Source organism: Neisseria sp. SLRRB23, assembly GCF_050896295.1.
Classification (GTDB): Bacteria; Pseudomonadota; Gammaproteobacteria; order Burkholderiales; family Neisseriaceae; genus Neisseria.
Genome location: NZ_JBPBFH010000001.1, coordinates 83,679 through 108,806 on the forward strand (window position 1 = coordinate 83,679; position 25,128 = coordinate 108,806).

Annotated in this window: 19 protein-coding genes and 1 tRNA gene; 7 read left to right on the plus strand and 13 right to left on the minus strand. The window is 55.0% G+C overall.

The window, feature by feature from the left end; all coding sequences use genetic code 11:
• Positions 1–27: 27 nt before the first annotated feature.
• From bamA to ACRPFF_RS00535, 8 genes are all read right to left on the minus strand, one after another.
• Positions 28–2,406: an outer membrane protein assembly factor BamA gene (gene bamA, locus ACRPFF_RS00500; protein WP_432673511.1), complete on the minus strand. Its 2,379-nt coding sequence runs from the start codon at positions 2,404–2,406 to the stop codon at positions 28–30.
• 54 nt (positions 2,407–2,460) lie between these two features.
• Complete coding sequence (gene rseP, locus ACRPFF_RS00505; protein WP_432673493.1) at positions 2,461–3,801, minus strand: RIP metalloprotease RseP; 1,341 nt, start codon at positions 3,799–3,801, stop codon at positions 2,461–2,463.
• Positions 3,802–4,050: 249 nt separating this feature from the next.
• Positions 4,051–5,283, minus strand: a complete 1,233-nt coding sequence (gene ispC / locus ACRPFF_RS00510; RefSeq protein ID WP_432673494.1) for a 1-deoxy-D-xylulose-5-phosphate reductoisomerase — start codon at positions 5,281–5,283, stop codon at positions 4,051–4,053.
• Between the two features lie 4 nt (positions 5,284–5,287).
• A complete protein-coding gene (locus tag ACRPFF_RS00515; RefSeq protein WP_432673495.1) occupies positions 5,288–6,085 on the minus strand; it encodes a phosphatidate cytidylyltransferase in 798 nt (265 codons plus the stop codon).
• Between the two features lie 2 nt (positions 6,086–6,087).
• Entirely contained in the window at positions 6,088–6,834 is a 747-nt protein-coding gene (locus ACRPFF_RS00520) for an isoprenyl transferase (protein WP_002218592.1), read from the minus strand.
• A 55-nt stretch (positions 6,835–6,889) separates the two neighbouring features.
• Positions 6,890–7,447 (minus strand): ribosome recycling factor, encoded by a 558-nt coding sequence (frr, locus tag ACRPFF_RS00525; protein ID WP_002244379.1) that lies wholly within the window; start codon positions 7,445–7,447, stop codon positions 6,890–6,892.
• A gap of 180 nt (positions 7,448–7,627) precedes the next feature.
• Positions 7,628–8,794, minus strand: a complete 1,167-nt coding sequence (locus ACRPFF_RS00530; RefSeq protein WP_432673496.1) for an FUSC family protein — start codon at positions 8,792–8,794, stop codon at positions 7,628–7,630.
• 32 nt (positions 8,795–8,826) lie between these two features.
• A tRNA-Thr gene (locus ACRPFF_RS00535) sits at positions 8,827–8,902 on the minus strand.
• 258 nt (positions 8,903–9,160) lie between these two features.
• Between ACRPFF_RS00535 and ACRPFF_RS00540 the strand changes: the two genes are divergently transcribed.
• From ACRPFF_RS00540 to ACRPFF_RS00550, 3 genes are all read left to right on the plus strand, one after another.
• Entirely contained in the window at positions 9,161–9,646 is a 486-nt protein-coding gene (locus ACRPFF_RS00540) for a hypothetical protein (protein WP_432673497.1), read from the plus strand.
• A gap of 95 nt (positions 9,647–9,741) precedes the next feature.
• Complete coding sequence (rsmG, locus tag ACRPFF_RS00545; RefSeq protein ID WP_432673498.1) at positions 9,742–10,365, plus strand: 16S rRNA (guanine(527)-N(7))-methyltransferase RsmG; 624 nt, start codon at positions 9,742–9,744, stop codon at positions 10,363–10,365.
• Between the two features lie 98 nt (positions 10,366–10,463).
• Entirely contained in the window at positions 10,464–11,237 is a 774-nt protein-coding gene (locus tag ACRPFF_RS00550) for a ParA family protein (RefSeq protein ID WP_432673499.1), read from the plus strand.
• A gap of 712 nt (positions 11,238–11,949) precedes the next feature.
• Here the strand turns inward: ACRPFF_RS00550 and rnhB are convergent.
• The 3 genes from rnhB to ACRPFF_RS00565 all read right to left on the minus strand — a co-directional run bounded on the left by rnhB (position 11,950) and on the right by ACRPFF_RS00565 (position 16,100).
• Complete coding sequence (rnhB, locus tag ACRPFF_RS00555) at positions 11,950–12,534, minus strand: ribonuclease HII (RefSeq protein ID WP_432673500.1); 585 nt, start codon at positions 12,532–12,534, stop codon at positions 11,950–11,952.
• A 68-nt stretch (positions 12,535–12,602) separates the two neighbouring features.
• Positions 12,603–14,498: a tRNA uridine-5-carboxymethylaminomethyl(34) synthesis enzyme MnmG gene (mnmG, locus tag ACRPFF_RS00560; protein WP_432673512.1), complete on the minus strand. Its 1,896-nt coding sequence runs from the start codon at positions 14,496–14,498 to the stop codon at positions 12,603–12,605.
• A 174-nt stretch (positions 14,499–14,672) separates the two neighbouring features.
• Positions 14,673–16,100, minus strand: a complete 1,428-nt coding sequence (locus ACRPFF_RS00565; protein ID WP_432673501.1) for an alanine/glycine:cation symporter family protein — start codon at positions 16,098–16,100, stop codon at positions 14,673–14,675.
• A 158-nt stretch (positions 16,101–16,258) separates the two neighbouring features.
• On the opposite strand from ACRPFF_RS00565, the gene pdxA reads away from it, so the two are divergent.
• Positions 16,259–17,251: a 4-hydroxythreonine-4-phosphate dehydrogenase PdxA gene (gene pdxA / locus ACRPFF_RS00570; RefSeq protein WP_432673502.1), complete on the plus strand. Its 993-nt coding sequence runs from the start codon at positions 16,259–16,261 to the stop codon at positions 17,249–17,251.
• A gap of 1,312 nt (positions 17,252–18,563) precedes the next feature.
• Here pdxA and ACRPFF_RS00575 read toward each other — a convergent pair.
• Positions 18,564–21,323, minus strand: a complete 2,760-nt coding sequence (locus tag ACRPFF_RS00575; protein ID WP_432673503.1) for an Rne/Rng family ribonuclease — start codon at positions 21,321–21,323, stop codon at positions 18,564–18,566.
• Positions 21,324–21,819: 496 nt separating this feature from the next.
• Between ACRPFF_RS00575 and ACRPFF_RS00580 the strand changes: the two genes are divergently transcribed.
• Genes ACRPFF_RS00580 through ACRPFF_RS00590 form a run of 3 tightly spaced genes read left to right on the plus strand, consistent with a single transcriptional unit; the run spans position 21,820 to position 24,198 of the window.
• Positions 21,820–22,812, plus strand: coding sequence for an RluA family pseudouridine synthase (locus ACRPFF_RS00580; RefSeq protein ID WP_432673504.1), 993 nt, complete (start codon positions 21,820–21,822; stop codon positions 22,810–22,812).
• 47 nt (positions 22,813–22,859) lie between these two features.
• The gene (lpxB, locus tag ACRPFF_RS00585; RefSeq protein ID WP_432673505.1) at positions 22,860–24,032 is read left to right on the plus strand and encodes a lipid-A-disaccharide synthase; all 1,173 of its coding nucleotides are present in this window, start codon (positions 22,860–22,862) and stop codon (positions 24,030–24,032) included.
• A 7-nt stretch (positions 24,033–24,039) separates the two neighbouring features.
• On the plus strand, positions 24,040–24,198 hold the full coding sequence (locus ACRPFF_RS00590) for a hypothetical protein (RefSeq protein WP_432673506.1): 159 nt from the start codon (positions 24,040–24,042) through the stop codon (positions 24,196–24,198).
• Positions 24,199–24,248: 50 nt separating this feature from the next.
• Here the strand turns inward: ACRPFF_RS00590 and ACRPFF_RS00595 are convergent, their stop codons facing one another.
• On the minus strand, positions 24,249–24,638 hold the full coding sequence (locus tag ACRPFF_RS00595; RefSeq protein ID WP_432673507.1) for a DUF596 domain-containing protein: 390 nt from the start codon (positions 24,636–24,638) through the stop codon (positions 24,249–24,251).
• Positions 24,639–25,128: the final 490 nt, after the last annotated feature.

Consider the following 25,128-nt stretch of genomic DNA (forward strand, 5'->3'; position numbering starts at 1 on the left):
GAAGGGCTTCAGACGGCATGTGCGGGATTAGAACGTCGTACCGAGTTGGAATTGGAAGCGTTGGATTTCGTCTTCCGGTTTTTTCTTCAGCGGGTAGGCGTAGCTGAATTTCATCGGGCCTAAAGGCGAGAGCCAAGTAACCGCGCCGCCGGCGGAATAGCGCAGTTCGTTGGTAAAGGTGGATTTATGCGCGTTTTCCGGGTAAACCGATTTGTTGTTGCCGCTTTCGGCGGCGGTATAGGTTTTGCCGTCCCATACGCTGCCTGCATCGGCAAACAGGCTCAGGCGGACGGTGCGTGCGTCTTTCGCACCGGGCATCGGGAAGAGCAGCTCGGCGGAAACGTTGGCTTTTTTGTTGCCGCCGTAGCTGATTTTGTCGCCGTATTCGTCATACACTTTCGGACCGAGCGTGCCGCTTTCGTAGCCGCGCACCGAACCCAGGCCGCCGCCGTAGAAGTTTTCAAAGAAGGGGATTTCTTTGGTTTTGCCGTAGCCGTTGGCATAGCCGGCTTCGCCGCCGAGCATCAGCGTGAAGGTTTTGCTCAGGGGGAAGAACCAGGTTTGGTTGTGGGTGGCGGAGTAGTATTGCAGTTTGCTGCCGGGCAGGGCGATTTCGGCATTGACGCCTGCCAGGTAGCCGCGTGTCGGCCACAGGGCATTGTCGGTTTTGTTGCGTCCCCAGCCAACGGTACCTTTGTACAGCCAGCCTTTGAAGCTGCCGTCTGCGCCGTTGGTTTTGCCGTATTTCTTGATAAAGTCGGCATAGCGTTTGGGTGCTTTGTTGTAGGTGTTGACGGTCAGGTGTTCTGCCGCCAAACCGAAATTCACGCGGTCGTATTCGGTAACGGGGATACCCATCCTTACGCCGCCGCCGGCGGTGGTGGTTTTATATTGTTTCACGCCGGAGGACGATTTGCGTGGGTCGAAGGCTTTTCCGTAAATATCGTAGCCCAGGCTGACCCCGTCTGCCGTGAAGTACGGGTCAGTAAACGACAGCGAGCCGTTAAGCGTGGTTTTGCTCCTGGAGGCGCGCAGGGCGGCCGACTTGCCCGTACCGAACAGGTTGTCTTGGGAAATGCCTGCGGACATGACCAAGCCGGTATCTTGAACCCAGCCCGCGCTCAAATCCAGGGAACCGGTGGAACGTTCGGTCAGGCTCATGTTCAAATCGACTTTGTCGGGCGTGTTGGCAAGCGGGACGGCATCAAACTGGACATTGTCGAAGTAGCCTAAAAGCTCGACGCGCTCTTTGGAGCGTTGCAGCTTGGAAGTGTCGTAAGGCGCGGATTCCATTTGGCGCAATTCGCGGCGCACAACTTCGTCGCGGGTTTTGTTGTTGCCTGTGATATGGATTTCGTTGACGTAGATTTTCCGGCCCGGTTCGATGTGCAGTATGAAGTCGACGGTTTTTGTTTCCGCATTGGGCAGCGGTTGGACGCTGATTTCGCTGTATGCGTAGCCTGCCGAGCCCATGCGGTTCTGAATCTCACCCAAAACGGCGGTCATCTGCTGGCGTTCGTACCATTTGCCGGGCTTCATGGTCAGCAGTTTTTCCAGTTCGGCTTTGGGGACTTCTTTGGTGTCGCCTTCGATGGAGACTTTGCCCCAGCGGAAACGTTCGCCTTCGTGGACGGTGATTTTGATGGTCTGCTTGGTTTTGTCTTCGTTGGTTTGGATGTCGGTATCGAGGATACGGAAGTCGAAATAGCCGTTGTTTTGGTAGAAATCGGTTATTTTCTCCATATCTTGGGTGAATTTCTGACTGTTGAACTGGTTGCTTCTGGTCAGCCACGTCCAAATGCCGGCTTCGGTCAGGGACATTTGCCGCATCAGTTTGCGGTCGGAATAGACTTGGTTGCCTTCAAATTCGATGTCGGTGATTTTGGCGGATTGTCCCTCGTCAATCGTGATGTCTATGGAGACACGGTTGCGGGAGAGTTTGGTAACTTTGGGGGTAATTTGAATGTTGAGTTTGCCGCGTCCGAGATATTCTTCTTTTAGTCCGGCGACTGCCTGGTTGAGTGTTGCCTGATTAAAGTATTGCGACTGTGCCAGCCCGAACGATTCGAGGTTTTTCTTAATGGCGTCGTTTTGCAGCATTTTTGCGCCGGTGATGTTGAGCGAGCCGATGGTGGGACGTTCGATGACGGTCAGCAGGAGCTGTCCGTCCGCGGATTCAACGCGTACGTCGTCGAAGAATCCGGTCGCGTACAGGCTTTTGATGATTTCCCCGCCGCGGCCGTCGTTGTAGGCATCGCCGATTTTTACGGGCAGGTAGTTGAATACGGTACTCGGTTCGGTACGCTGCAAGCCTTCGATACGGATGTCTTGGATGGTAAAGTCGGCAAATGCCAAAGGCGATATGCCCAAGACCATCAGTGCGGAAGCAATCTGTTTCAGTTTCATCATAAGTTCCTTGTGGTGCGTTATGCTTTCAGACGGCATAACGAAACGTGAAATTCAGCCAAGCAGGCGGGTAATGTCGTTGAAAAAAGCGATTGCCATCATCAGCATCATGAGGGCAAGCCCGAAGCGCAAACCGATGTTTTGGATGCGTTCGCCCAAAGGTTTGCCGCGTATCCATTCGGCAGTATAAAACACGAGATGGCCGCCGTCCAAAACGGGGACGGGCAGCAGGTTCAGCACGCCGAGGCTGATGCTGACCAGTGCCAAAAATTCCAAATAACTTTGCAAGCCGAGTTCGGCGGACTGTCCGGCAATATCGGCAATGGTCAGCGGACCGGAAATATGGCTGACGGAGGCGTTGCCGCTGATTAGTTTGCCGAAAAATTTGAGGGTTGTCCACGAGTGGGAAACGGTTTTTTCCCAGCCCATGCCGAATGCGCGGACAACAGACGGACGGTAGCTGCGGCGGATTTGCGCGTCCCACGCCTTGTCCGGCTGCGGACGGAGGCCGACGCGCCCGATCAGGGTGTGGTCGGGCTGTTCGACAGTATCGGGGCGGATGTCGGCAGTACGCGCCTGCCCGTCGCGTTCGTAGGTTAAGGCAATTTTCCTGCCCGGGCTTTGGCGGGTAAGGTTTGCCCATTCTTGCCATGAGGGAATGGGTTTGCCGTCGGCGGCAGTCAGCTTGTCGCCTGTTTTCAAGCCTGCTTTGTCGGCGGGGCTGCCTTTTTCTACTCCGCCGATAACGGTACTGATTTTAAATGGCATCAGGCCGATGTAGCCTTGGTTTTTCGCAATTTTACCTGCTTCTTCCGTGCCTGCGGCGTCGATGGTGCGGACGGCTGGCGCACCTGATGCCGTCTGAACGGCGACGGCGACTTTGCCTGCCTCAAGGTTGAGGGCGATTTCGGTTTGCGCACTGCCCCAGTCTTGGACGGAAACGCCGTTGACGGATTGTATTTTGTCGCCGCTTTGGAAGCCGGCACGGGCGGCAATGGTGTCGGGTTCGACTGTGCCGACGTAGGGGCGCAGTTCGGTAACGCCGAAGGAAAAGCTCAGTCCGTACAGCAAAACCGCCAGTGCGAGGTTGGTCAGCGGGCCGGCGGCGACGATGGCGATGCGCTTGGCGGGGTGTTGTTTGTCAAAAGCGTAGGGTAAATCGGCTTCTGATACTTCGCCTTCGCGCGTGTCGACCATTTTGACGTAACCGCCCAACGGAATCGGGGCGAGACACCATTCGGTGTCGCCGCGCTTTCGGGTGAAAAACGGTTTGCCGAAGCCGACGGAAAAACGCACAACCTTGACGCCGCACAATCTGGCGACGATGTAGTGTCCGAATTCGTGCAGGCTGACCAAAATCAGGATGGCGAAGATAAAAGCTAGAAGGGTGTGCAAAAGAATCTCTCTGGTTGGGTATGGGTTGACGTTGCCGATGTTTCAGACGGCATATGAGAGCAGGGGTTGTCTGAAAAGCATTCGCAATGTATGGAAAATATTATTGGCGTTATTTTGCCGATTATAAAGCCAGTCTGCCGTTTTGTCCGCCACACATGACGGATAGGCGGGTTTTCAGATGACCTGTCATTTTTTATAGTGGATTAACTTTATTTTTGTTAATCCACTATATCGTTGCGGCACGGTTTATCACAATACGGCGATAAATTCCTGCGCCTGCCTGCGGGTAACGGCGTCTTGCGCCAGCAGGTTTTCGATGTTGCCGAGGTCGTCTGAAAAGTCTTGTGAAAGACAATGGGCGACGGTTTTGGCAATGTCGGTAAACTTAATCTGTCCGTCCAAAAAGGCGGCGACGGCGGCTTCGTTGGCGGCGTTCAATACGCAGGGCGCGGCTCCGCCTGCGTTCATGGCTTCATAGGCGAGCTTTAGGCAGGGGAAGCGGTCAAAGTCGGGCTTTTGGAAGGTCAGCGCGGACAATGCGTCGAAATCAAGGTCGCCGACACCCGAATCGATGCGCTCGGGCAGGCCCAAACAATAGGCGATGGGCGTACGCATATCGGGATTGCCCAGTTGCGCCAACACGGAGCCGTCGCGGTAGCGCACCATGCTGTGTATCACGGATTGCGGATGGATGACGACTTCGAGCTTGTCAGGCGGGCAGTTGAACAGCCAATGCGCTTCAATCAGCTCCAAACCTTTGTTCATCATGGTGGCGGAATCAACGGAGATTTTGCGCCCCATGTTCCAATTGGGGTGTTTGACCGCTTGGGCGGGCGTAATGCTGTCGAACGTGCCTAAATCGGTCGTTAAAAACGGGCCGCCGGAAGCGGTCAGGATAATCGAACGGATGCCGTGTTCGTTCAGACGACCTGTGTAATCGCGCGGCAAAACTTGGAAAATGGCGTTGTGTTCGCTGTCGACGGGCAACACTGCCGCGCCGTTTGCACGGGCGGTTTCCATAAACAACGCGCCGGAAACCACCAACGTCTCTTTGTTCGCCAGATAAATGGTTTTGCCTTTTTGCGCCGCTGCGAGCGCGGAAGGCAGCCCCGCCGCCCCGACGATGGCGCACATGACACCGCTGACTTCGTCAGCAGACGCAACGTCAACCAATGCCTGCGCGCCGTGTAAAACCTGAGTCGCCGTGCCGTTGCGTTTCAACAGGACTTCAAGCCGGGCGGCGTGTTCGGCATCGGCAACGACGGCATATTCGGGGCGGAACGTTTGACATTGAGCCGCCAGTTTCCCGACTTGCTTATGCCCTGCCAGCGCGAATACGCGGAATTTTTCGGGGTGGCGGGAGACAACGTCCAGCGTGCTTTCGCCTATGCTGCCGGTACTGCCTAATATGGTCAGGACTTGTGGTGTCATAATGAGGATAACTTTATACCGGATGCCGTCTGAAGCGTTTTCAGACGGCATAGAATCAATTTAAAACCGACATCATCGCCGCATAGACGCTGATAACGGCAATCAGGCTGTCGGTGCGGTCGAACACGCCGCCGTGTCCGGGCAGCAGGTTGCTGCTGTCTTTGATGCCTGCCGCGCGCTTGAGCCAGCTTTCCAACAGGTCGCCGCATATGCTGACGACGGTCAGCACCAAACCGATTAACACGGTATCGAACCAGCCTGTATCGAATGCCAGCCAGCCGGCACTTCGTACGGCAGTCATGTACACGGCCACGCAAACCGCGCCGCCGATTGCGCCTTCCCAGCTTTTGCCGGGGCTGATTGCCGGTGCGATTTTGTGTTTACCGAACGCCTTGCCGCTGAAATACGCGCAAACGTCGGCAACCCAGACCAAACCCATGACGGCGAGCAGCGGCAGGGCATCATCGGGATTCGGGCGCAGGGATACGAGCGCGAACCAAAACGGCATGACCAGAAGCCAGCCGACGGCATAAACCTGCCAACCGCCGTTGAGCCTCCATTTGAATCTCAACCATAAAGGCATGATGGCGAGCCAAAATGCCAAAACAACATACCAAACCAAATTAGGCAGCATCCAGCCGCCCGCATAGGCAACCACGCCGAAAACCAAGGTTGCGGCGAGGTAATGGTTGGTTTTGATTTTGCACAAACCGCCCATACGGGCATATTCCCACAAGGCAATCAGGGCAATCAGTCCGCAAAATGCAGCCCACAACCATTGCGGCGCGTAAAACAGCATGCCCAGCATCAGCGGCAGCAGCCACATAGCAGTTATCACCCGTTGTTTCAGCATATTCAGTTCCTTTGCTGTTCGATAGGCAGTTGCTCGGAGGTGCGTCCGAACCGCCGTTCGCGTTTTTGGAACGAAGCGACGGCATCGTCCAAAGCCTTGCCGTCAAAATCGGGCCACAAAATATCGGTGAAATACAGTTCGGCATAAGCCATCTGCCAGAGCAGGAAATTGCTGATGCGCGTTTCGCCGCCGGTGCGGATGAACAAATCCGGTTCCGGTGCATCGCCCAGCATCAAGTGTTTGGCCAGCGTGTCTTCCGTAATCTCGGATACGCCTTCGGCAATCAGTTTGTTTGCCGCCTGCAAAATATCCCAACGTCCGCCGTAATCGGCGGCAATGCTCAGGGTCAGACCGGTATTGTTTGCCGTCAAGGCTTCCGCCTCTTCGATGCCTTGCAGAATCTGCCGATTAAAGCGTTCGCGGCTGCCCAGTATTTTCAGGCGCATATTGTTTTCGTGCAGGCGGCGTACCTGTTTTTGCAAAGCCTGTAAAAACAGCCCCATCAGGAACGAAACTTCGTCTTCGGGGCGGCGCCAGTTTTCGGTTGAAAAGGCAAACACGGTCAGATATTGCACACCCAGTTTGGCGCAATGCTTCACCATATTTTCCAATGCGTCCAAGCCGCGTTTGTGTCCCATTATGCGCGGGAGGAAACGTTTTTTCGCCCAACGGCCGTTGCCGTCCATAATTACGGCGATATGCTTGGGGATGGCGGTGTGTTCTAAAACGGCCTGCGTGCTGCTTTTCATGTCTGCCTTTCGCGGTTCGGCGTTCAAATGCCGTCTGAACGCCGAACCGTGCAGGTTAAATTGCCATCAAATCTTCTTCTTTGGCAGTCAGGAGTTTGTCGGCTTCGGTAATGTATTTGTCGGTCAGTTTTTGAACCGCTTCTTCGCCGCGACGTGCCTCGTCTTCGGAAATTTCTTTGTCTTTGAGGAGTTTTTTGATGTGGTCGTTGGCATCGCGGCGCACGTTGCGGATAGAGACGCGTCCTTCTTCCGCCTCGCCGCGCACGACTTTAATCAGGTCTTTGCGGCGTTCCTCGGTCAGCATGGGCATCGGCACGCGGATCAAATCGCCGACGGCTGCCGGGTTCAGACCCAAGTTTGAATCGCGGATGGCTTTCTCGACTTTGGCCGCCATATTGCTTTCAAACGGTTTCACGCCGATGGTGCGCGCGTCTAGAAGCGTTACGTTGGCAACTTGGCTGACGGGGACCATACTGCCCCAGTATTCGACTTCCACTTGGTCGAGCAGGCCGGTATGCGCGCGACCGGTACGCACTTTCGCCAGATTTTCTTTCAGTACTTCGACCGAACGCTGCATCTTGCCTTCGGCTGTTTTTTGAATATCGTTGATCATATTGTTCTTTCGGTAAGATAAGGTAGGCGGGCAGCCGTCTGAAACGCGCTTCAAACTTTTCAGACGGCATGAAAACTGTTAACTGCGAATAGTACCGTTATTCGGGCATAACGACAAGGTAGGTGGATTGGGGGTGCCGTCTGAAGCGGCAGGCGTTTCAGACGGCATCGTGTCCGGCCCTCAACCGTGTTCCCGCGTTTCAAGCAGGCTTTGGCGCAGGTGTTGGCGTTCGTGGGCATCCAGCCATTTGCGGCGGGTGCGTTGCAGCAGGATGACGAGGGCGGAAATTTCCTGACGCATATTGGTGCTGAGCCAGAGGAAGCCCTGCCATTGGTAGTGGAGGTGTTCGGCGAGGGCTTCCAGTTCGGGGTTGATGGCGGTGTCGATGCGGATGCGGCGGGCGTGTCTGCCGTTGATAAGGGCGACGGTTTGTTGCAGGTCGGTTTGGAGCAGTGTGAAGTGGCGGTCGAGCAGCCGGATTTCGCTGCCGTTGAGTTTGGGAGATTGCAGCTTGGCGGCGGTGGTCAGGAGCAGTTCGGTGGTGTTGACGATTTTACGGTGGGCGTGCTGCATGGCTTCCATCATGGCGGGGCTGATGCGGCTTTCGCCCGATGTGGCGGCGAGGTGGCTGCGGCTTTTGACCATGCGTGCGTTGATTTGGCGCATTTTCGCCATGTTCTCCTCGAGGCGTTCGCGGGTCATGCGTCTGCCGTTGCTGATTTCGGCAATCATTTTGCTGCAGTCGGTCAGGTTGTCGGCAAGCATGAAACGCCACATCAGTGTGGATTTCAGCGGCAGCAGTTTGGCGGCGGCAATGGCGATGGCCGCGCCGATGAGGACGTTCATCGCGCGCATCAGGCCGCTGTCGAGCCATTCGCTGCCGTTGTCGCCGATGAGCATGCACATCGTCAGCCCCGCCAGCATAGGGACGTAGCCGTTTTTGCCGACCGCCGCCCAGCCGGCCAGTGCGCTTGCCGTGCCGATGGTCAGGTAGAAGAGGAGGTTGCCGTGGAAATAATGCTGGTTCAGCCATAAGACGCCCAAACCCGCACCCAGCCCGATAACTGTCCCGAGCATACGTTCCACCGCCTTGGAGTAAATCGCCCCTTGAAACTGGAGCATACCGAGGACGACGAAGACGGTCATGCCTATCCATTCGCCGTGTTGGAGGTGGAGCAGCCGGGCGAGTGCGGTGGCGAACAGGACGGCCCCGCCGAGCCGCACGGCGTGTATGAGGCGGCGGTGGCGGTAGCGTTCGTAGGAGTTGAGCCAGCGGCTGACGAGGCGGTTGCGTTGCGAGGTGTTCATATCGGTTGTGCCGTCTGAAGCGGAAATGTGAAAAAGCACAGGCTTCCCGAGGGAGGGTCTGTGCTTGGTATTGGTGCCGGAGAAGGGAATCGAACCCCCGACCTTCGCGTTACGAATGCGCTGCTCTACCGACTGAGCTACACCGGCTTTTTTCGTTATGATATATATGAACGGTTGTTTGTGCAACTTTTCTGGCGGGCGGCAAGGCAGTGCGCGGTATAGTGGATTAACAAAAACCAGTACAGTGTTGCCTCGTCTTAGCTCAAAGAGAACGATTCTCTAAGGTGCTGAAGCACCAAGTGAATCGGTTCCGTACTATCTGTACTGTCTGCGGCTTCGTCGCCTTATCCTGATTTTTGTTAATCCACTATATAATTCGGTCTGTTTCGGAAGAGGGGGACGGCGATGTTTGTGAACGAGAAATATCCTTATGCGGCTCTGTTTGCGGGGCTGGTGTTTTTGACGCTGCCGTTCGCACTGTCGGTGCATGATGCCTTGGCATGTGTGTTCGGACGGGCGGGGCTGCTGGTGTCGGTGTCGGACGGCGGATTCGGCCGGCGTGGCGGTTGGGACGGCACTGTTTGGTTTGTGTTCGGTGTGTTTGCGTTTTTGAATGTGGTTGTATCGGCGGGTCTGACGAAACTGGCGTACAAAAAGATGATGCGGCGGCATTCGCGTTACGCGCTGTTTCTGTCGGGTGTGGCGGCTTGTGCGGCGGCGGCGGTGGCTTGGATTTTTGAACTGTTGTTGGGTAGTGCCGCCTTGGGCGGGCTGCGCGGGGAGGCGGTGTCGGAATATGCGTTTGCCGTGTGGCTGGTGGCGATGCTGACGCTGCCCAAACGCCTGACGCGCGCGCCGGTGCAGCCGGTGGTGTTTCACAGGAAAAAATAGGGTGGAACGGGAATGCCGTCTGAAACGCCGATACGCGGTTTCAGACGGCATGTTTTTCCGTTAACATTACGCCTGAATATGGACAGGAAGCAGATATGGAACGTAAAGAACGCCTGCGTGCAGGCATTGCCGCGATGGGGCCGGATATTTCGGAAACGGCGCAGGACAGGCTTTTGGCCTATGTGGATTTGTTGAAAAAGTGGAACAAAACCTACAATCTGACCGCCCTGCGCGACGAGGAAAAAATGATTGTCCATCATCTTTTGGACAGTCTGACGCTGCTGCCCTATATCGAAGGCGCACAGACGATGCTGGATGTCGGTTCGGGCGGCGGACAGCCCGGCATTCCGGCGGCGGTGTGCCGTCCGGATGTGCAGATAACCCTTTTGGATGCGAATACGAAGAAAACGGCTTTTTTACAGCAGGCGGTTATCGAGTTGGGATTGGACAATGTGCGCGTGGTATCCGGACGCGTGGAGGCGGTTTCGGACGTGCGTGCCGACGTGATTACCAGCCGTGCGTTTGCAGAACTGGCGGATTTTGTGTCGTGGACGGCGCATCTGTTGAAAGACGGCGGCTACTGGGCGGCGATGAAGGGCGTGTATCCGCAGGGGGAAATCGACCGCCTGCCGCAGGATGTGTGCGTCGAAAAAGTCCAAAGGCTTGACGTGCCGGGCTTGGATGCGGAACGCCATATCGCCATACTCCGCAAGCGTTGAGCGCGCTTCAGACGGCATGAATACCTTTTTTGTGCGGATAAAGGTAAAATTCCGTACTGTTTTTCTTTTTTCAACATCAGACGGGACACGGGCGGGACATGAGTGCGAACATCCTTGCCATCGCCAATCAGAAGGGCGGTGTGGGCAAAACGACGACGACGGTAAATTTGGCGGCTTCGCTGGCATCGCGCGGCAAACGCGTGCTGGTGGTCGATTTGGATCCGCAGGGCAATGCGACAACGGGCAGCGGCATCGACAAGGCAAGTTTGCAGTCCGGCGTTTATCAGGTCGTACTGGGCGATGCGGACGTGAAATCGGCGACGGTACGCAGCAAAGAGGGCGGATACGCTGTGTTGGGCGCGAACCGCGCGCTGGCCGGTGCGGAAATCGAGCTGGTGCAGGAAATCGCCCGGGAAGTGCGTTTGAAAAACGCGCTCAAGGCGGTGGCGGAAGATTACGACTTTATCCTGATCGACTGTCCGCCTTCGCTGACGCTGTTGACGCTTAACGGGCTGGTGGCGGCGGGCGGCGTGATTGTGCCGATGTTGTGCGAATATTACGCGCTTGAGGGGATTTCCGATTTGATTGCGACTGTGCGCAAAATCCGTCAGGCGGTCAATCCTGATTTGGACATCACGGGCATCGTGCGTACGATGTACGACAGCCGCAGCAGGCTGGTTGCCGAAGTCAGCGAACAGTTGCGCAGCCATTTCGGGGATTTGCTGTTTGAAACCGTCATCCCGCGCAATATCCGCCTTGCGGAAGCGCCGAGCCACGGTATGCCGGTTATGGCTTATGATGCGCAGGCAAAGGGTGCCAAGGCGTATCTTGCCTTGGCGGACGAGCTGGCGGCGAGGGTGTCGGGGAAATAGGTCAATCCAAATCGGGCTGCCCGTGCCTTTATGCTGTTTGGCCGGGTGCGTTAATATGGCGGATTAAAATAAAAATACTTATATCGTCATTTATAGTGGATTAACAAAAACCAGTACGGCGTTGCCTCGCCTTAGCTCAAAGAGAACGATTCTCTAAGGTGCTCAAGCACCAAGTGAATCGGTTCCGTACTATTTGTACTGTCTGCGGCTTCGTCGCCTTGTCCTGATTTTTGTTAATCCACTATATCGTCATTCCCGCAAAAACAAAAAATCAAAAACAGAAAACTGAAATATCGTCATTCCCGCGCAGGCGGGAATCTAGGTCTGTCGGTACGGAAACTTATCGGGAAAAACGGTTTTTCCAACCCTGAGACTCCGGATTCCTGTTTTCGCGGGAATCCAGTTTTTTGAGTTTCAGCCATTTCCGATGAATTCTTGCAGCTTTGGGTTTCTGGATTCCCGCTTTTGCGGGAATGACGAAATTTCAGTTTTTGATTTTTTGTTTTCGCGGGAATGACGGTTGGGAAGTTACCTGAAATTCAAAAAAAACGGAAACCGGACGGATTGGATTCCCGCCTGCGCGGGAATGACGGATTTTAGGTTTTTTTTGATTTTCTATTTTTCGCGGGAATGAAGGTTTGAGTTCTTTCTCTTTGAAGTTGCGATGCTGGAAATGCCGTCTGAAGGCTTCAGACGGCATTTTTGTGCCGGTTTAAAACAGTGTCTGCTGCGCGAGCAGGTTTCTGACAGGGGCGAAGTCTCGGCGGTGTTCGGGCAGCACGCCGTATTGTTTGAGGGCTTCCAGATGCTGCTTCGTGCCGTAACCTTTGTGTTTGTCAAAACCGTATTGGGGATGGCGTTGCGCCAGTGCGTACATTTCCGCATCGCGTGCGGTCTTTGCCAAAACGGATGCGGCGGAGATTTCGATGATTTTGCTGTCGCCTTTGACAACGGCTTCGGCAGGGATATTCAAATGTTCGGGAATGCGGTTGCCGTCGATGAATATTTTTTCGGGGCGCACAGCCAAACCGTCAATGGCGCGTTTCATGGCGAGCATGGTGGCGTGCAGGATGTTTAGGCTGGCGATTTCTTCGGGCCCGGCGGCGGCGACGTGCCACCCAACCGCCTGATTTTTTATCATTTCGGCAAGCGCGTCGCGTTTTTTCTCGCTGAGTTTTTTGGAGTCGGTCAGTCCGGGCAGGTCGAATGTTTCCGGAAGGATGACGGCGGCGGCAAACACGCTGCCGACTAAAGGCCCGCGTCCTGCCTCGTCCACGCCGGCGGTCAGTATGTGCATGATGTTTCCTGTTGGGATAGTAGGAATGCCGTCTGAACGGTGTTTCAGACGGCATCGTACCGATGTGTTTATTTCGCGTCTTTAAACCCGCGCTTCAAATGCACCATCAGCAATGCCACTGCCGCAGGGGTTACGCCGGAAATGCGGCTTGCCTGCCCGACGGTTTCGGGTTTGTGTTGGTTGAGCTTTTGCTGCACTTCTGCCGACAAACCTTTTACTTTGCTGTAATCAATATCCTTGGGCAGTTTTAAGGTTTCGATGTCGCGGCGGCTGTCGATTTCTTCGTTTTGGCGGTCGATATAGCCTTGGTATTTGACTTGGATTTCGACTTGTTCGATGACTTCGGCGGAGAGATGTTCAGACGGCATCGCGCCTTCGAGCGTCATCAGTGCGGCGTAGTCGAGGTTCGGGCGGCGCAGGAGGTCGTGCAGGTTGGCTTCGCGGCTGAGCTTTTGTCCGAATACGCGGATTTGTTCGCTTTCGGCGAGTTTCTGTGGTGTGTACCACGTTGTTTTCAAACGTTGGATTTCGCGTTCGACGGCTTCGCGTTTTTCGTTGAACATACGCCATTGCGCTTCGCACACCAAGCCGATTTTGTAGCCGTCTTCGGTCAGGCGCATGTCGGCGTTGTCTTCCCTGAGTTGCAGGCGGTATTCGGCGCGGCTGGTGAACATTCGGTAAGGTTCGTTCACGCCTTTGGTGATAAGGTCGTCCACCAATACGCCGAGATAGGCTTGTTCGCGGCGCAGCAGGAGCGGGTCTTGTCCGCGCACATATTGCACGGCGTTCGCGCCTGCCAATAAACCTTGCGCGGCGGCTTCTTCGTAGCCTGTCGTGCCGTTGATTTGTCCGGCGAAAAACAGTCCCTCAATGGTTTTGGTTTCGAGGCTGGCTTTGAGGTTGCGCGGATCGAAGTAGTCGTATTCGATGGCGTAACCGGGGCGCAGGATATGGGCGTTTTCCAAACCTTTCATACTGCGGACGAGCGCGATTTGGATGTCGAACGGCAGGCTGGTGGAGATACCGTTAGGATAGTATTCGTGCGTGGTCAGACCTTCGGGTTCGAGGAAAATCTGGTGGCTGTCTTTGTCGGCGAAGCGGTTGATTTTGTCTTCGATAGACGGACAATAACGCGGACCTACGCCTTCGATTTTGCCGGTAAACATCGGGCTGCGGTCGAAGCCTGAGCGGATGATGTCGTGGGTTTGCGTGTTGGTATGCGTAATCCAGCAGGACACTTGGCGCGGGTGCATTTCGGCGTTGCCGCGCACGGACATGACGGGTACGGGCGTGTCGCCGGGCTGTTCGGTCAGTTGGGAAAAGTCAATCGTGCGCCCGTCGATGCGCGGCGGCGTGCCGGTTTTCAGACGGCCTTGCGGCAGCTTCAATTCGCGCAAACGGCCGCCCAAGGATTTGGCGGCGGGGTCGCCGGCGCGGCCGCCTTCGTAGTTTTCCAAACCGATGTGGATTTTGCCGGACAAAAACGTGCCGGCGGTCAACACCACGGCACGTGCTTTAAACTCCACGCCCATCGCGGTAATTACGCCGCTGATGCGTTCGCCCTCGAGCGTTACGTCTTCGACGGCTTGTTGGAAAAGGTCGAGGTTTTCTTGGTTTTCCAGCATTTCGCGGATGGCGGCTTTATACAGGATACGGTCTGCCTGCGCGCGCGTGGCACGCACTGCCGCGCCTTTGCTGGCATTCAGGCGGCGGAACTGGATGCCGGACTTGTCTGTGGCCAACGCCATCGCGCCGCCGAGCGCGTCGAGTTCGCGTACCAAATGCCCTTTGCCGATGCCGCCGATGGAGGGGTTGCACGACATTTGTCCGAGCGTTTCGATATTGTGTGTGAGCAAAAGCGTCTGCGCGCCCATGCGGGCGGCGGCGAGCGCGGCTTCGGTACCGGCATGGCCGCCACCGACGACAATCACGTCGTAGGTTTTGGGGTAAATCATGTGGGTCATGTGTGTATTGCCTGACGGTGTTTCAGACGGCATTCCAAGCAGGATGCCGTCTGAAAAACGAAATGGATTCAAAAGTAAAGGTTTGGGATTGTACGCTTGTTCGCCCTGTTTTTACAGTGCGCGCAGGAAGAGAAAAGCCGCTTCGTGAAGAAGCGGCCCGTGTATGTTCAGGATTTACCAGATGTCGGATTTGATGCGGCGTTTCAGGCCCGGATGTTCGGAAAGTTTGAACTCGGGGTCTTTGCCCATTTTCAGCTTGGCGGTGTAATCGCGCAGCAGCATAAACGCCAGTGGCGAGAGCAGCAGGATGGCGACGAGGTTGATCCACGCCATGATGCCCATTGCCATGTCTGCCATATCCCATACCAAGGGTACGTTGGCAACCGCGCCGAAGTAGACCCATGCCAAAACCAGCATACGGAAAACGGCGGTAACCAGCCAATGGCTCTTGATGAATTGGACGTTGGACTCGGCATAGGCATAGTTGCCGATAACGGTTGAAAAGGCAAACATAAACAGGATGACGGCAAGGAAGCCCGCGCCCCATTGCCCCACTTGGCTGACAATCGCCGCCTGCGTCAGTGCCGCACCGCTCAAATCGCCATAAGGCTGTTGGTAAATCAAGATGATGAAGGCGGTGCAAGAACAAACGATGATGGTATCGACAAACACGCCCAACATTTGAATCATACCTTGCGAAACAGGGTGTTTCACTTCGGCGGCGGCGGCGGCGTTCGGCGCGGAACCCATACCCGCCTCGTTGGAATACAGGCCGCGTTTGATGCCCATCATCATCGTTTGCGAAATCAGACCGCCGAGGAAGCCGCCTGCTGCCGCGTCGAATTTGAACGCGCCCGAAAAAATCTGACCGAACACGTCCGGAATCATCGGAATATTGGTCAAAATGATGAAAAGCGCGATAAAGAGGTACAAAACCGCCATCAGGGGCACGACGATTTCCGCCGCTTTAGATACGCGCCTGATGCCGCCGAAGATAATTGGCGCGGTTAAAATCACCAGGGCAACGCCGACATAATGAGGCTCCCAGCCCCACGCCGATTTGACGGTATCGGCGATGGTATTGGTCTGAACCGCTTCAAACACAAAGCCGAAACAGAAAATCAGGCTCAGGGCGAACAACACGCCCAGCCATTTCTGCCCCAGCCCTTGAGTGATGTAGTAGGCGGGGCCGCCTCGGAAATGGTGGTTGTCGTAGTCGCGGACTTTAAAGAGCTGCGCCAGCGAAGATTCGACAAACGCCGAACTCATACCGATTAAGGCGGTTACCCACATCCAAAACACCGCGCCCGGCCCGCCGACTTTGATGGCGATGGCCACGCCCGCGATATTGCCCACGCCCACGCGGCTGGCAAGGCCGGTTACAAATGCCTGAAACGGCGTGATGCCGTGAGGGTCGTCCCCCTGTTTGCGGCCGCCGAGCATTTCTTTGATGCTGCGTCCGAACAGGCGGAATTGGACAAAGCCCGTGGTTACGGTGAAGAAAAGCCCCGTACCCAAAAGCATATAAACCAAGTATGACCACATCGGATCGTTGATGGCGCCGACCCAGCCGTGCAGCCATTCGGTAAAGTTCTCGTTCATATCGCTTCCTTAAAGTTGAAACCCGCACATATGGCAGTATGTAAGCAGGGTTTAAATTTTGTAAACGCCCATTCTAGCAGATTGTCAACAAAATCAGAAAAATTTACATCGCCGCGCGCCTGCGGCGTTAGAATCGCATTTTGTTTGGAGCAAACACGATGAAACAGCCTGTTTTTGCCGTTACTTCCGGCGAGCCTGCCGGCATCGGTCCCGATATTTGTTTGGACTTGGCATTTGCCCGCCTGCCCTGCCGCTGCGCGGTATTGGGCGACAAACACCTGTTGCGCGCGCGTGCCGAAGCCTTGGGCAAAAGCGTCGTCTTGCGCGACTTCGATCCGGAATCAGGCGGCGCGCCCGAAGAAGGCGTGCTGGAAGTGCTGCACATCCCTGCCGCCGAAGCGGTTGAGGCGGGCAAACTCAATCCTGCCAACGCCGCCTATGTGCTGCAACTTCTAGACACCGCGCTCACAGGCATTTCAGACGGCATTTTCGACGGCATCGTTACCGCGCCGCTGCACAAAGGCATCATCAACGACGCGCGCGCAAGCACAGGTTTTTTCAGTGGACACACCGAATATCTGGCGGAAAAAAGCGGCACGGGACAGGTCGTGATGATGCTTGCCGGCAAAGGCCTGCGCGTCGCCCTCGTAACGACCCACCTGCCGCTGAAAGACGTTGCCGCCGCCATCACGCAACCGCTGATTGAAAGCGTCGCACGCATTTTGCATCACGACTTAAAACACAAATTCTGCATCAAAAATCCCAAAATCCTAGTCGCCGGACTCAACCCCCACGCCGGTGAGGGCGGACACCTCGGACACGAAGAAACCGACACCATTATCCCCGCGCTCGAAAACCTGCGCCGCGAAGGGATAAACCTCGCCGGCCCGTATCCGGCGGACACATTGTTCCAACCGTTTATGCTCGAAGGTGCGGATGCCGTATTGGCGATGTACCACGACCAAGGGCTGCCCGTGTTGAAATACCACAGCTTCGGACAGGGCGTGAACATCACGCTGGGTCTGCCCTTTATCCGCACCTCCGTCGATCACGGCACCGCGCTCGATTTGGCGGCAACCGGCAGGGCGGACTCCGGTAGCCTGACTGCCGCCGTCCGAACTGCCGTCGAGATGGCGCGCGGCAGCCTTTAAAGATGATAAAAGACCCGTCATTCCCGCGCAGGCGGCATCATCCACCCTTCGCCGTCATTCCCGCGCAGGCGGGAATCCAGACCTTTGGGCGACGGCAATATTCAAAGATTATCTGAAAGTTTAGAGGTTCTAGATTCCCGTTTTCACGGGAATGACGGAATGTTGCGGTAATCTGGCTTGTTCGGTTTCGGTTTTTTTTTGAGATTTCGGGCAACTTCTAAACCGTCATTCCCGCGCAGGCGGGAAACCAGACCTTTGGGCGACAGCAATATTCAAAGGTTATCCGAAAGTTTGAGGTTCTAGATTCCCGTTTTCACGGGAATGACGGAATGTTGCGGGAATGACGGGAATGGCGAAGTTTCAGACGGCATCGTCCACTCTCCGCCGTCATTCCCGCGCAGGCGGGAATCTAGACCTTTGGGCAGCGGTAATATTCAAAGGTTAGCTGAAGCTTTAGAGATTCTAGATTCCCGTTTTCACGGGAATGACGAAAAGTTGCGGGAATGGCGAAAGGTTGCGGGAATCCGGTTTGTTCGGTTTCGGTTTTTTTGAGATTTCGGGCAACTTCTAAACCGTCATTCCCGCGCAGGCGGGAATCTAGACCTTGGGATAGTGGCAATATTCAAAGGTTAGCTGAAGCTTTAGAGATTCTAGATTCCCGTTTTCACGGGAATGACGAAGTTTCAGACGGCATCGTACACCCTCCGCACCGTCATTCCCGCGCAGGCGGGAAACCAGACCTTTGGGCGACGGCAATATTTAAAATTATCTGAAAGTTTAGAGGTTCTAGATTCCCGTTTTCACGGGAATGACGGAATGTTGCGGGAATCCGGCTTGTTCGGTTTCGGTTTTTTTGAGGTTTCGGGCAACTTCTAAACCGTCATTCCCGCACAGGCGGGAATCCAGCCTCGTCGGTACGGAAACTTATCGGAAAAAACAGTTTCTCCAACCCTGCGTTCTAGATTCCCGCCTGTGCGGGAATGACGAATTTAGGTTTCTATTTTTGGTTTTCTGTCCTTGTGGGAATGATGAAATTTTAAGTTTTAGGAATTTATCGGAAAAACAGAAACCGCTCCGCCGTCATTCCCGCGCAGGCGGGAATCCAGACCTTCGGGCAGCGGCAATATTTAAAGATTATCTGAAAGTTTGAGGTTCTAGATTCCCGTTTTCACGGGAATGACGAAAGGTTGCGGGAATGGCGGAATGTTTCGGTAATCACGGGAATGGCGAAGTTTCAGACGGCATTGCAGGTATCCGAATCTATGTAAAAAAGAGGTTCTGCGGAACAGAACCTCTTTTTGCCGCCGTCGGTTCAGCCTTGCCGGGTTTCGACTTGGATCATTTCTTCGGCAGGGACGGTTGCGGCTTCAGACGGCTTGGGCTGTTCGGAACGGCGCAAACCGCGTCCGGCTTGGACTTCGGGTTGTGCCGCCCATGCCTTCAATGCGGCAGGGTCGGTTTCAATCAGGCCGAGTCCGCCGGTTTGTGCGGTTTCCTGTGCCTGTTCCGCCGCAGCCGTAAAGGTTGAGGTTTCAGACGGCATTTCCTGTGCTTCGGCTTTCGGTGTCGCTCCTTCGGGAAGGATGGCGGCAACGGCACGGCGGATTTTTTCCGCCGCATCATAAACCAGTGCGTCGTTGTTTGAAACGGCGGGAGATGCTGTCGGAACGTCCCTTTTTGCAACCGGTTCGGCAATGCTGACGGTAATCGGCGCGTTTACGTCGGTTTCGCCGAAAACGTGCGCGGCGGCAGAACGGACTTTGTCGGCGGTGTCGTGAATATTCAGGTACTGCTCGATTTTGGCGGCAGACGGGATATTGCGTTTTTTGCCGTTTTGACGGCGGTCGCGCTGATTGTTGCGCTCGCGGCGTTCTTTGGCATCTCGGCTGTCGCGTTCGCGGCGGTTGCGTTCGGATTTGGGCTTGCTGCCTTTGTCTTCTGCGGTATGCGGTTCGGACGGCGTGTTTTCCGCTGTCTGAACGGCTGTTTCGGCAACGGCGGCGGTTTCCAGCGCGGTTTGGCCGCGTTCGTTGCGGCTGCCGTTGCGGCGGCGTTTGCCGGTTTGCACTTCGGTTTCGGACGGTGCGGCATCTGCAACGGTTGCGGTAGGCTGTACGTTGCGGCTTTGGATTTCCTCTTCGTTGGCGCGTTCGGCGGCACGGTCGCCGCGTTCATTGCGGCGGCGGTTGCCGTTGTTGCGCGTTTCGGCTTTGTCGGCGCGCGCTTCCTGTCCGGCAGTTTTGCCTGCCACTTCGCGGACTTCTACTTTGCTGCCTTCGCGTTTGCTGCGGCGCGGGTTTTGGCGGCGGTTGTTGGCGCGGCTGCCGCTGCGGTTTGCCGTGCTGCGTTTTTCGGAGGTTTCGGCAGCGGGCGCGGCTTGGGTTTCGCTGCCGCCGAAAATGCGTTTGAGCCATGCTTTGAAGCTGTCCCACCAGGAGGTTTTTTTCTCGGGGGCGGCAGTCGGGGCGGGGCTGGTGTGGCGCACGCCTTTGACGGCGGGTTCGGGACGGGCGGCTTTGGCCCTTTCGCTGCCGAACGGTTTGGCGGATTCGTCTTCTTCCGGCTCGGCAACGCGCTTGTAGCTCGGTTCGCCGTCTTCTTCTACGTCGTCGGTGCGGATGCGGTTGATTTCGTAGTGCGGATTTTCGAGGTGGATGTTCGGAATCAGGACGACGTTCACATCCAAACGCTCTTCCATTGCAAACAGCTCGGCGCGTTTTTCGTTCAGCAGGAAGGTGGCAACATCGACAGGCACTTGTGCGCGCACTTCGCCGGTGTTGTCCTTCATCGCTTCTTCTTGAATGATGCGCAAAACGTGCAAGGCGGTGGATTCGATGCCGCGGATGACGCCGGTACCGGCACAGCGCGGACACGCAACATGGCTGCTTTCGCCCAGAGCCGGTTTCAAACGTTGGCGGCTCAATTCCAAAAGGCCGAAACGGGAGAGTTTGCCCATCTGCACGCGGGCGCGGTCTTTTTTGAGCGCGTCGCGCAGGACGTTTTCCACATCGCGCTGGTGTTTGGGGTTTTCCATATCGATGAAGTCGATGACGACCAAACCGCCCAAGTCGCGCAGGCGCATTTGGCGGGCGACTTCTTCGGCGGCTTCCATATTGGTTTTGAACGCGGTGTCTTCAATGTCCGAGCCGCGTGTGGCGCGGGCGGAGTTGACATCGATAGAAACCAGGGCTTCGGTATGGTCGATGACGATCGCGCCGCCGGAAGGCAGGCTGACGCTGCGCGAAAACGCGCTTTCGATTTGGTGTTCGATTTGGAAGCGGGAGAACAGCGGCGTGTGGTCTTCGTAGAGTTTCAGACGGCCTATATTGCCCGGCATGACGTAGCTCATAAACTCGGAAACTTGGTCGTAAACTTCTTGATTGTCCACCAAAATCTCGCCGATGTCGGGGCGGAAATAGTCGCGGATGGCGCGGATGAGCAGCGAGCTTTCCATAAAGAGCAGGTAGGGGTCGTGATGCGCCTTTCCTGCTTCTTCAATCGCCTGCCAGAGTTGTTTGAGGTAGTTCAAGTCCCATTCCAACTCTTCCGTGCTGCGGCCGATGCCTGCGGTGCGGGCGATGATGCTCATGCCGTTTGGAATGTCGAGTTCCGCCATGGCGGCTTTCAACTCTTGACGCTCTTCGCCTTCGATACGGCGGGATACGCCGCCGCCGCGCGGGTTGTTCGGCATCAATACCAGATAGCGTCCGGCGAGGCTGATGAAGGTGGTCAGCGCCGCGCCTTTGTTGCCGCGCTCGTCTTTTTCGACTTGGACGATGACTTCCATGCCTTCTTTGAGCACGTCTTGGATGCGCGCGCGTCCGCCTTCGTAGTCTTGGAAGTATGAGCGGGAGACTTCTTTAAACGGCAAAAAGCCGTGGCGGTCGGTTCCGTAATCGACGAAACACGCTTCCAGCGACGGCTCGATGCGGGTAATGATGCCTTTGTAGATATTGCCTTTGCGCTGTTCTTTGCCCAGCGTTTCGATGTCTAAGTCCAAAAGGTTTTGGCCATCGACGATGGCAACGCGCAGCTCTTCGGCCTGCGTTGCGTTGAATAACATTCTTTTCATGATCACCTCGTGGGCAGGCGGCGTTCAGACGGCACATGCCCGGTTCGGCACTCCGGAATGCTGGGTTTTCCGATGTTCTCGGATGGAACCGGTAATCAGTTTTTGAGTTGAAAATCCGCAGGGATGCACGTTCCGAGGAACCGTGTGCGGAAGGGTCGGATAAAGAAGGCAATAAAGATCGATGCGGCGGTCTGTCTGCCGCGTTCCGAGCAGTATGGTCGGAAAAATGGGAGGCCGGCTTCTTCTTGTTATCGTTATGCCTGTGTTTTCGGGCGGTTTGCGTTTGGGGCTTGGGCCCGGCTGCCGTCTTACTTCCGCGCCGAAACGGCAAAATCAATTCAAACTTGACTACGTTCTGCGCCTGCCGGCTTGGAACAGGCGCAGGGAAAATGCTTTGCGGAGTGCTTTTTTAATATAAAATTCCGTTTTAAAGAGTAAACCGTTTCAGGGGGCGCGTCGGGCGCGCTTTTTGCTGAAACGGACGTTCGGATTATAGATGAAAACGCACGAAATAAGCAAAGATTCGGTCAGCTTGATAGGGGTTGCCGAACATGAGGCGGGTCAACGCCTTGATAACTATCTGATAAAAATCCTCAAGGGCGTGCCCAAGGGCTATATCCACCGCATTATCCGCGCCGGCGAGGTGCGGTTGAACAAGAAACGCTGCAAACCCGACAGCCGTATTGCGGAGGGAGATACGGTGCGGATTCCGCCTGTGCGCGTGGCGGAGAAGGAAATGCCGTCTGAAAGGCGTGCCGCCGTACCGGCGCGTGCGTTTGAGGTGGTTTACGAAGACGACGCGCTTTTGGTCATCGACAAACCGTCCGGCGTGGCGGTACACGGCGGCAGCGGCGTGAGTTTCGGAGTTATCGAACAGTTGCGCCGCGCCCGTCCGGAGGCGAAGTATTTGGAGTTGGTTCACCGTTTGGACAAGGATACGAGCGGCTTGTTGATGGTGGCGAAGAAACGCAGCGCGCTCGTCAAACTTCATGAATCCATCCGCAACGACCACCCCAAAAAAATCTACCTTGCGCTGGGGGTGGGCAAACTGCCGGACGACAATTTCCATGTCAAACTGCCCCTGTTCAAATATACCGGCGCACAAGGCGAAAAGATGGTACGCGTCAGTGAGGACGGGCAGTCGGCGCATACGGTGTTCCGTGTGTTAAGCCGTTTTTCAGACGGCATTTTGCACGGTGTCGGGCTGTCGCACCTGACTTTGGTGCGGGCAACGCTGAAAACGGGTCGCACGCACCAAATCCGCGTGCATCTGCAATCTCAAGGCTGTCCGATTGCGGGCGACGAACGCTACGGCGATTATCAGGCGAACCGTCGTTTGCAGAAGTTGGGTTTGAAGCGGATGTTTTTGCACGCGTCCGAGCTGCACTTGAACCATCCGCTCACGGGTGAGCCGCTGGTGTTGAAGGCGGAGCTGCCGCCGGACTTGGCGCAATTTGCAGTGATGTTGGAAAACGGGACGAAAATGTGAACCCCGATGCCGTCTGAAGCCTTCAGACGGCATCGGGACGTGAAAGTATGTGGGGACAGACGAATATGGTTGATAAAAAAAGCCCTTTGATTGCCGTCAGTGTCGGCGAAGCGTCGGGCGACCTGTTGGGGGCGCACCTGATACGCGCCATCCGAAAGCGTTGCCCGCAGGCGCGGTTTACCGGCATCGGCGGCGAACTGATGAAGGCGGAAGGTTTCGAGAGCCTTTATGATCAGGAGCGGCTGGCGGTACGCGGCTTTGTCGAGGTGGTCAGGCGGCTGCCGGAAATTTTACGGATACGCAGGGGGCTGGTACGGGATTTGCTGTCGTTGAAACCTGATGTCTTTGTCGGTATCGATGCGCCCGATTTTAATTTGGGTGTGGCGGAGCGGCTCAAACGGTCGGGGATTCCGACCGTGCATTATGTCAGCCCGTCGGTGTGGGCGTGGCGGCGGGAACGTGTGGGCAAAATCGTGCATCAGGTTAACCGCGTGCTGTGCCTGTTTCCAATGGAGCCGCAGCTTTATCTCGATGCGGGCGGACGTGCGGAGTTTGTCGGTCATCCGATGGCGCAGCTTATGCCCTTGGAAGACGACCGTGAAACGGCGCGGAAAACTTTGGGCGTGGATGCCGGCATCCCCGTATTCGCCCTGCTGCCCGGCAGCCGCGTCAGCGAAATCGACTATATGGCGCCGGTGTTTTTTCAGACGGCATTATTGTTGTTGAAACGCTATCCCGCCGCACGCTTCCTGCTGCCTGCCGCAACTGAGGCGACGAAGCGGCGTTTGGCGGAAGTTTTGCAGCGGCCGGAGTTTGCCGGCCTACCGCTGACGGTAACCGACAGACAGTCTGAAACGGTGTGCAGGGCGGCGGATGTGGTGCTGGTAACGAGCGGTACGGCGACTTTGGAGGTGGCGTTGTGCAAGCGTCCGATGGTCATCAGCTACAAGATTTCGCCGCTGACCTATGCTTATGTGAAACGCAAAATCAAAGTGCCGCATGTCGGCCTGCCGAATATCCTGTTGGGTAAGGAGGCTGTGCCGGAGCTGCTTCAACATGATGCCGTACCGGAAAAACTGGCGGCGGCGTTGGCGGACTGGTACGAACACCCCGATAAGGTTGCCGCGCTGCAACAGGATTTCAGGGTGTTGCACCTGCTGTTGAAAAAAGATACGGCGGATTTGGCCGCGCGCGCGGTTTTGGAAGAGGCGGGATGTTGAGCGGTTAATGGATTATTTTCCCGAAGCAGCACGTATTACAAAAAAAGGGGGAGAAATTGTGATTAATGGCACATCAAACAATAAGTATCTAAGAGGAATTCGAAATGAAACAGAACTGGCCCGAATGGGATTAAGGTTAAAATATAATGGTTTGTTAACTGATTAATTTTTGTTATATATGATTTATGATTATAGCTTATACTAATACTAATACGCTTACTTACCTTGTTTCATTTGTTCTTCGTAAATTTCTAATTTAGGCAATTGTGTCAGTTCAATAGGGCAAGTTGCGCCCCACCAAAAATGTTCTACATAAAACCAAGGATTATCTGGAAAATATAGCAACATCTCTTCCATATCCGGCCAAATTCTTCTTAATTCATCTACTTGTGTTTTTGGCGAACCGGTTAATATTTTTGGAGGATTTTCACGATAATCACATAATTCAATAACACCATCTGATAAAAGTTCGTCCAAAAAATCAAAAAATCTAATTTTTAAATTTGGATCTTTGATATCCATATTTAAATAATTTTTATAAACACCAAAAATACCACCTAAATATTCACAATATTCTAAAAGATTATATTTTATCTTCACATTCATAACGTAACCTGAGACCTTTGCAAAATTCCCTAAAATCCCCTAAATGTCTTGGTGGGAATTTAGGGGATTTTAGGGAATTTTGCAAAGGTCTCAGGCTAAGTGTGCCTGTTGCTGCCTAAAAGGCGGTTGGATGCCTGATTATCAGGTATCTGGGGAGGATTAAGGGGGTATTTGGGTAGAGTTAGGGAGTGATTGGTGGCGAAAACAGCCGAAAAACTGTGTTGGGGTTTCGACTGTTGGGGGAAAAGGAATTTTGCAAAGGTCTCGGGACAGATAAGGAGGAATGGAAAGCGTTTAAAAAAAAGCGGTGAATTTCACCGCTTAGATTACAATATTGTGACGATTTACTCAGATTTTCAGCTCGAATGATTAAAACTCAAATTTCAAGCCCATTTGACCTTGTTTATTTTTGTCACGATGTTTGCCTGATTGCGTAGCGAATGAAGCCCAAAGTTTAACCTTATCTTCCAGTTTAACATCGGCACCCATT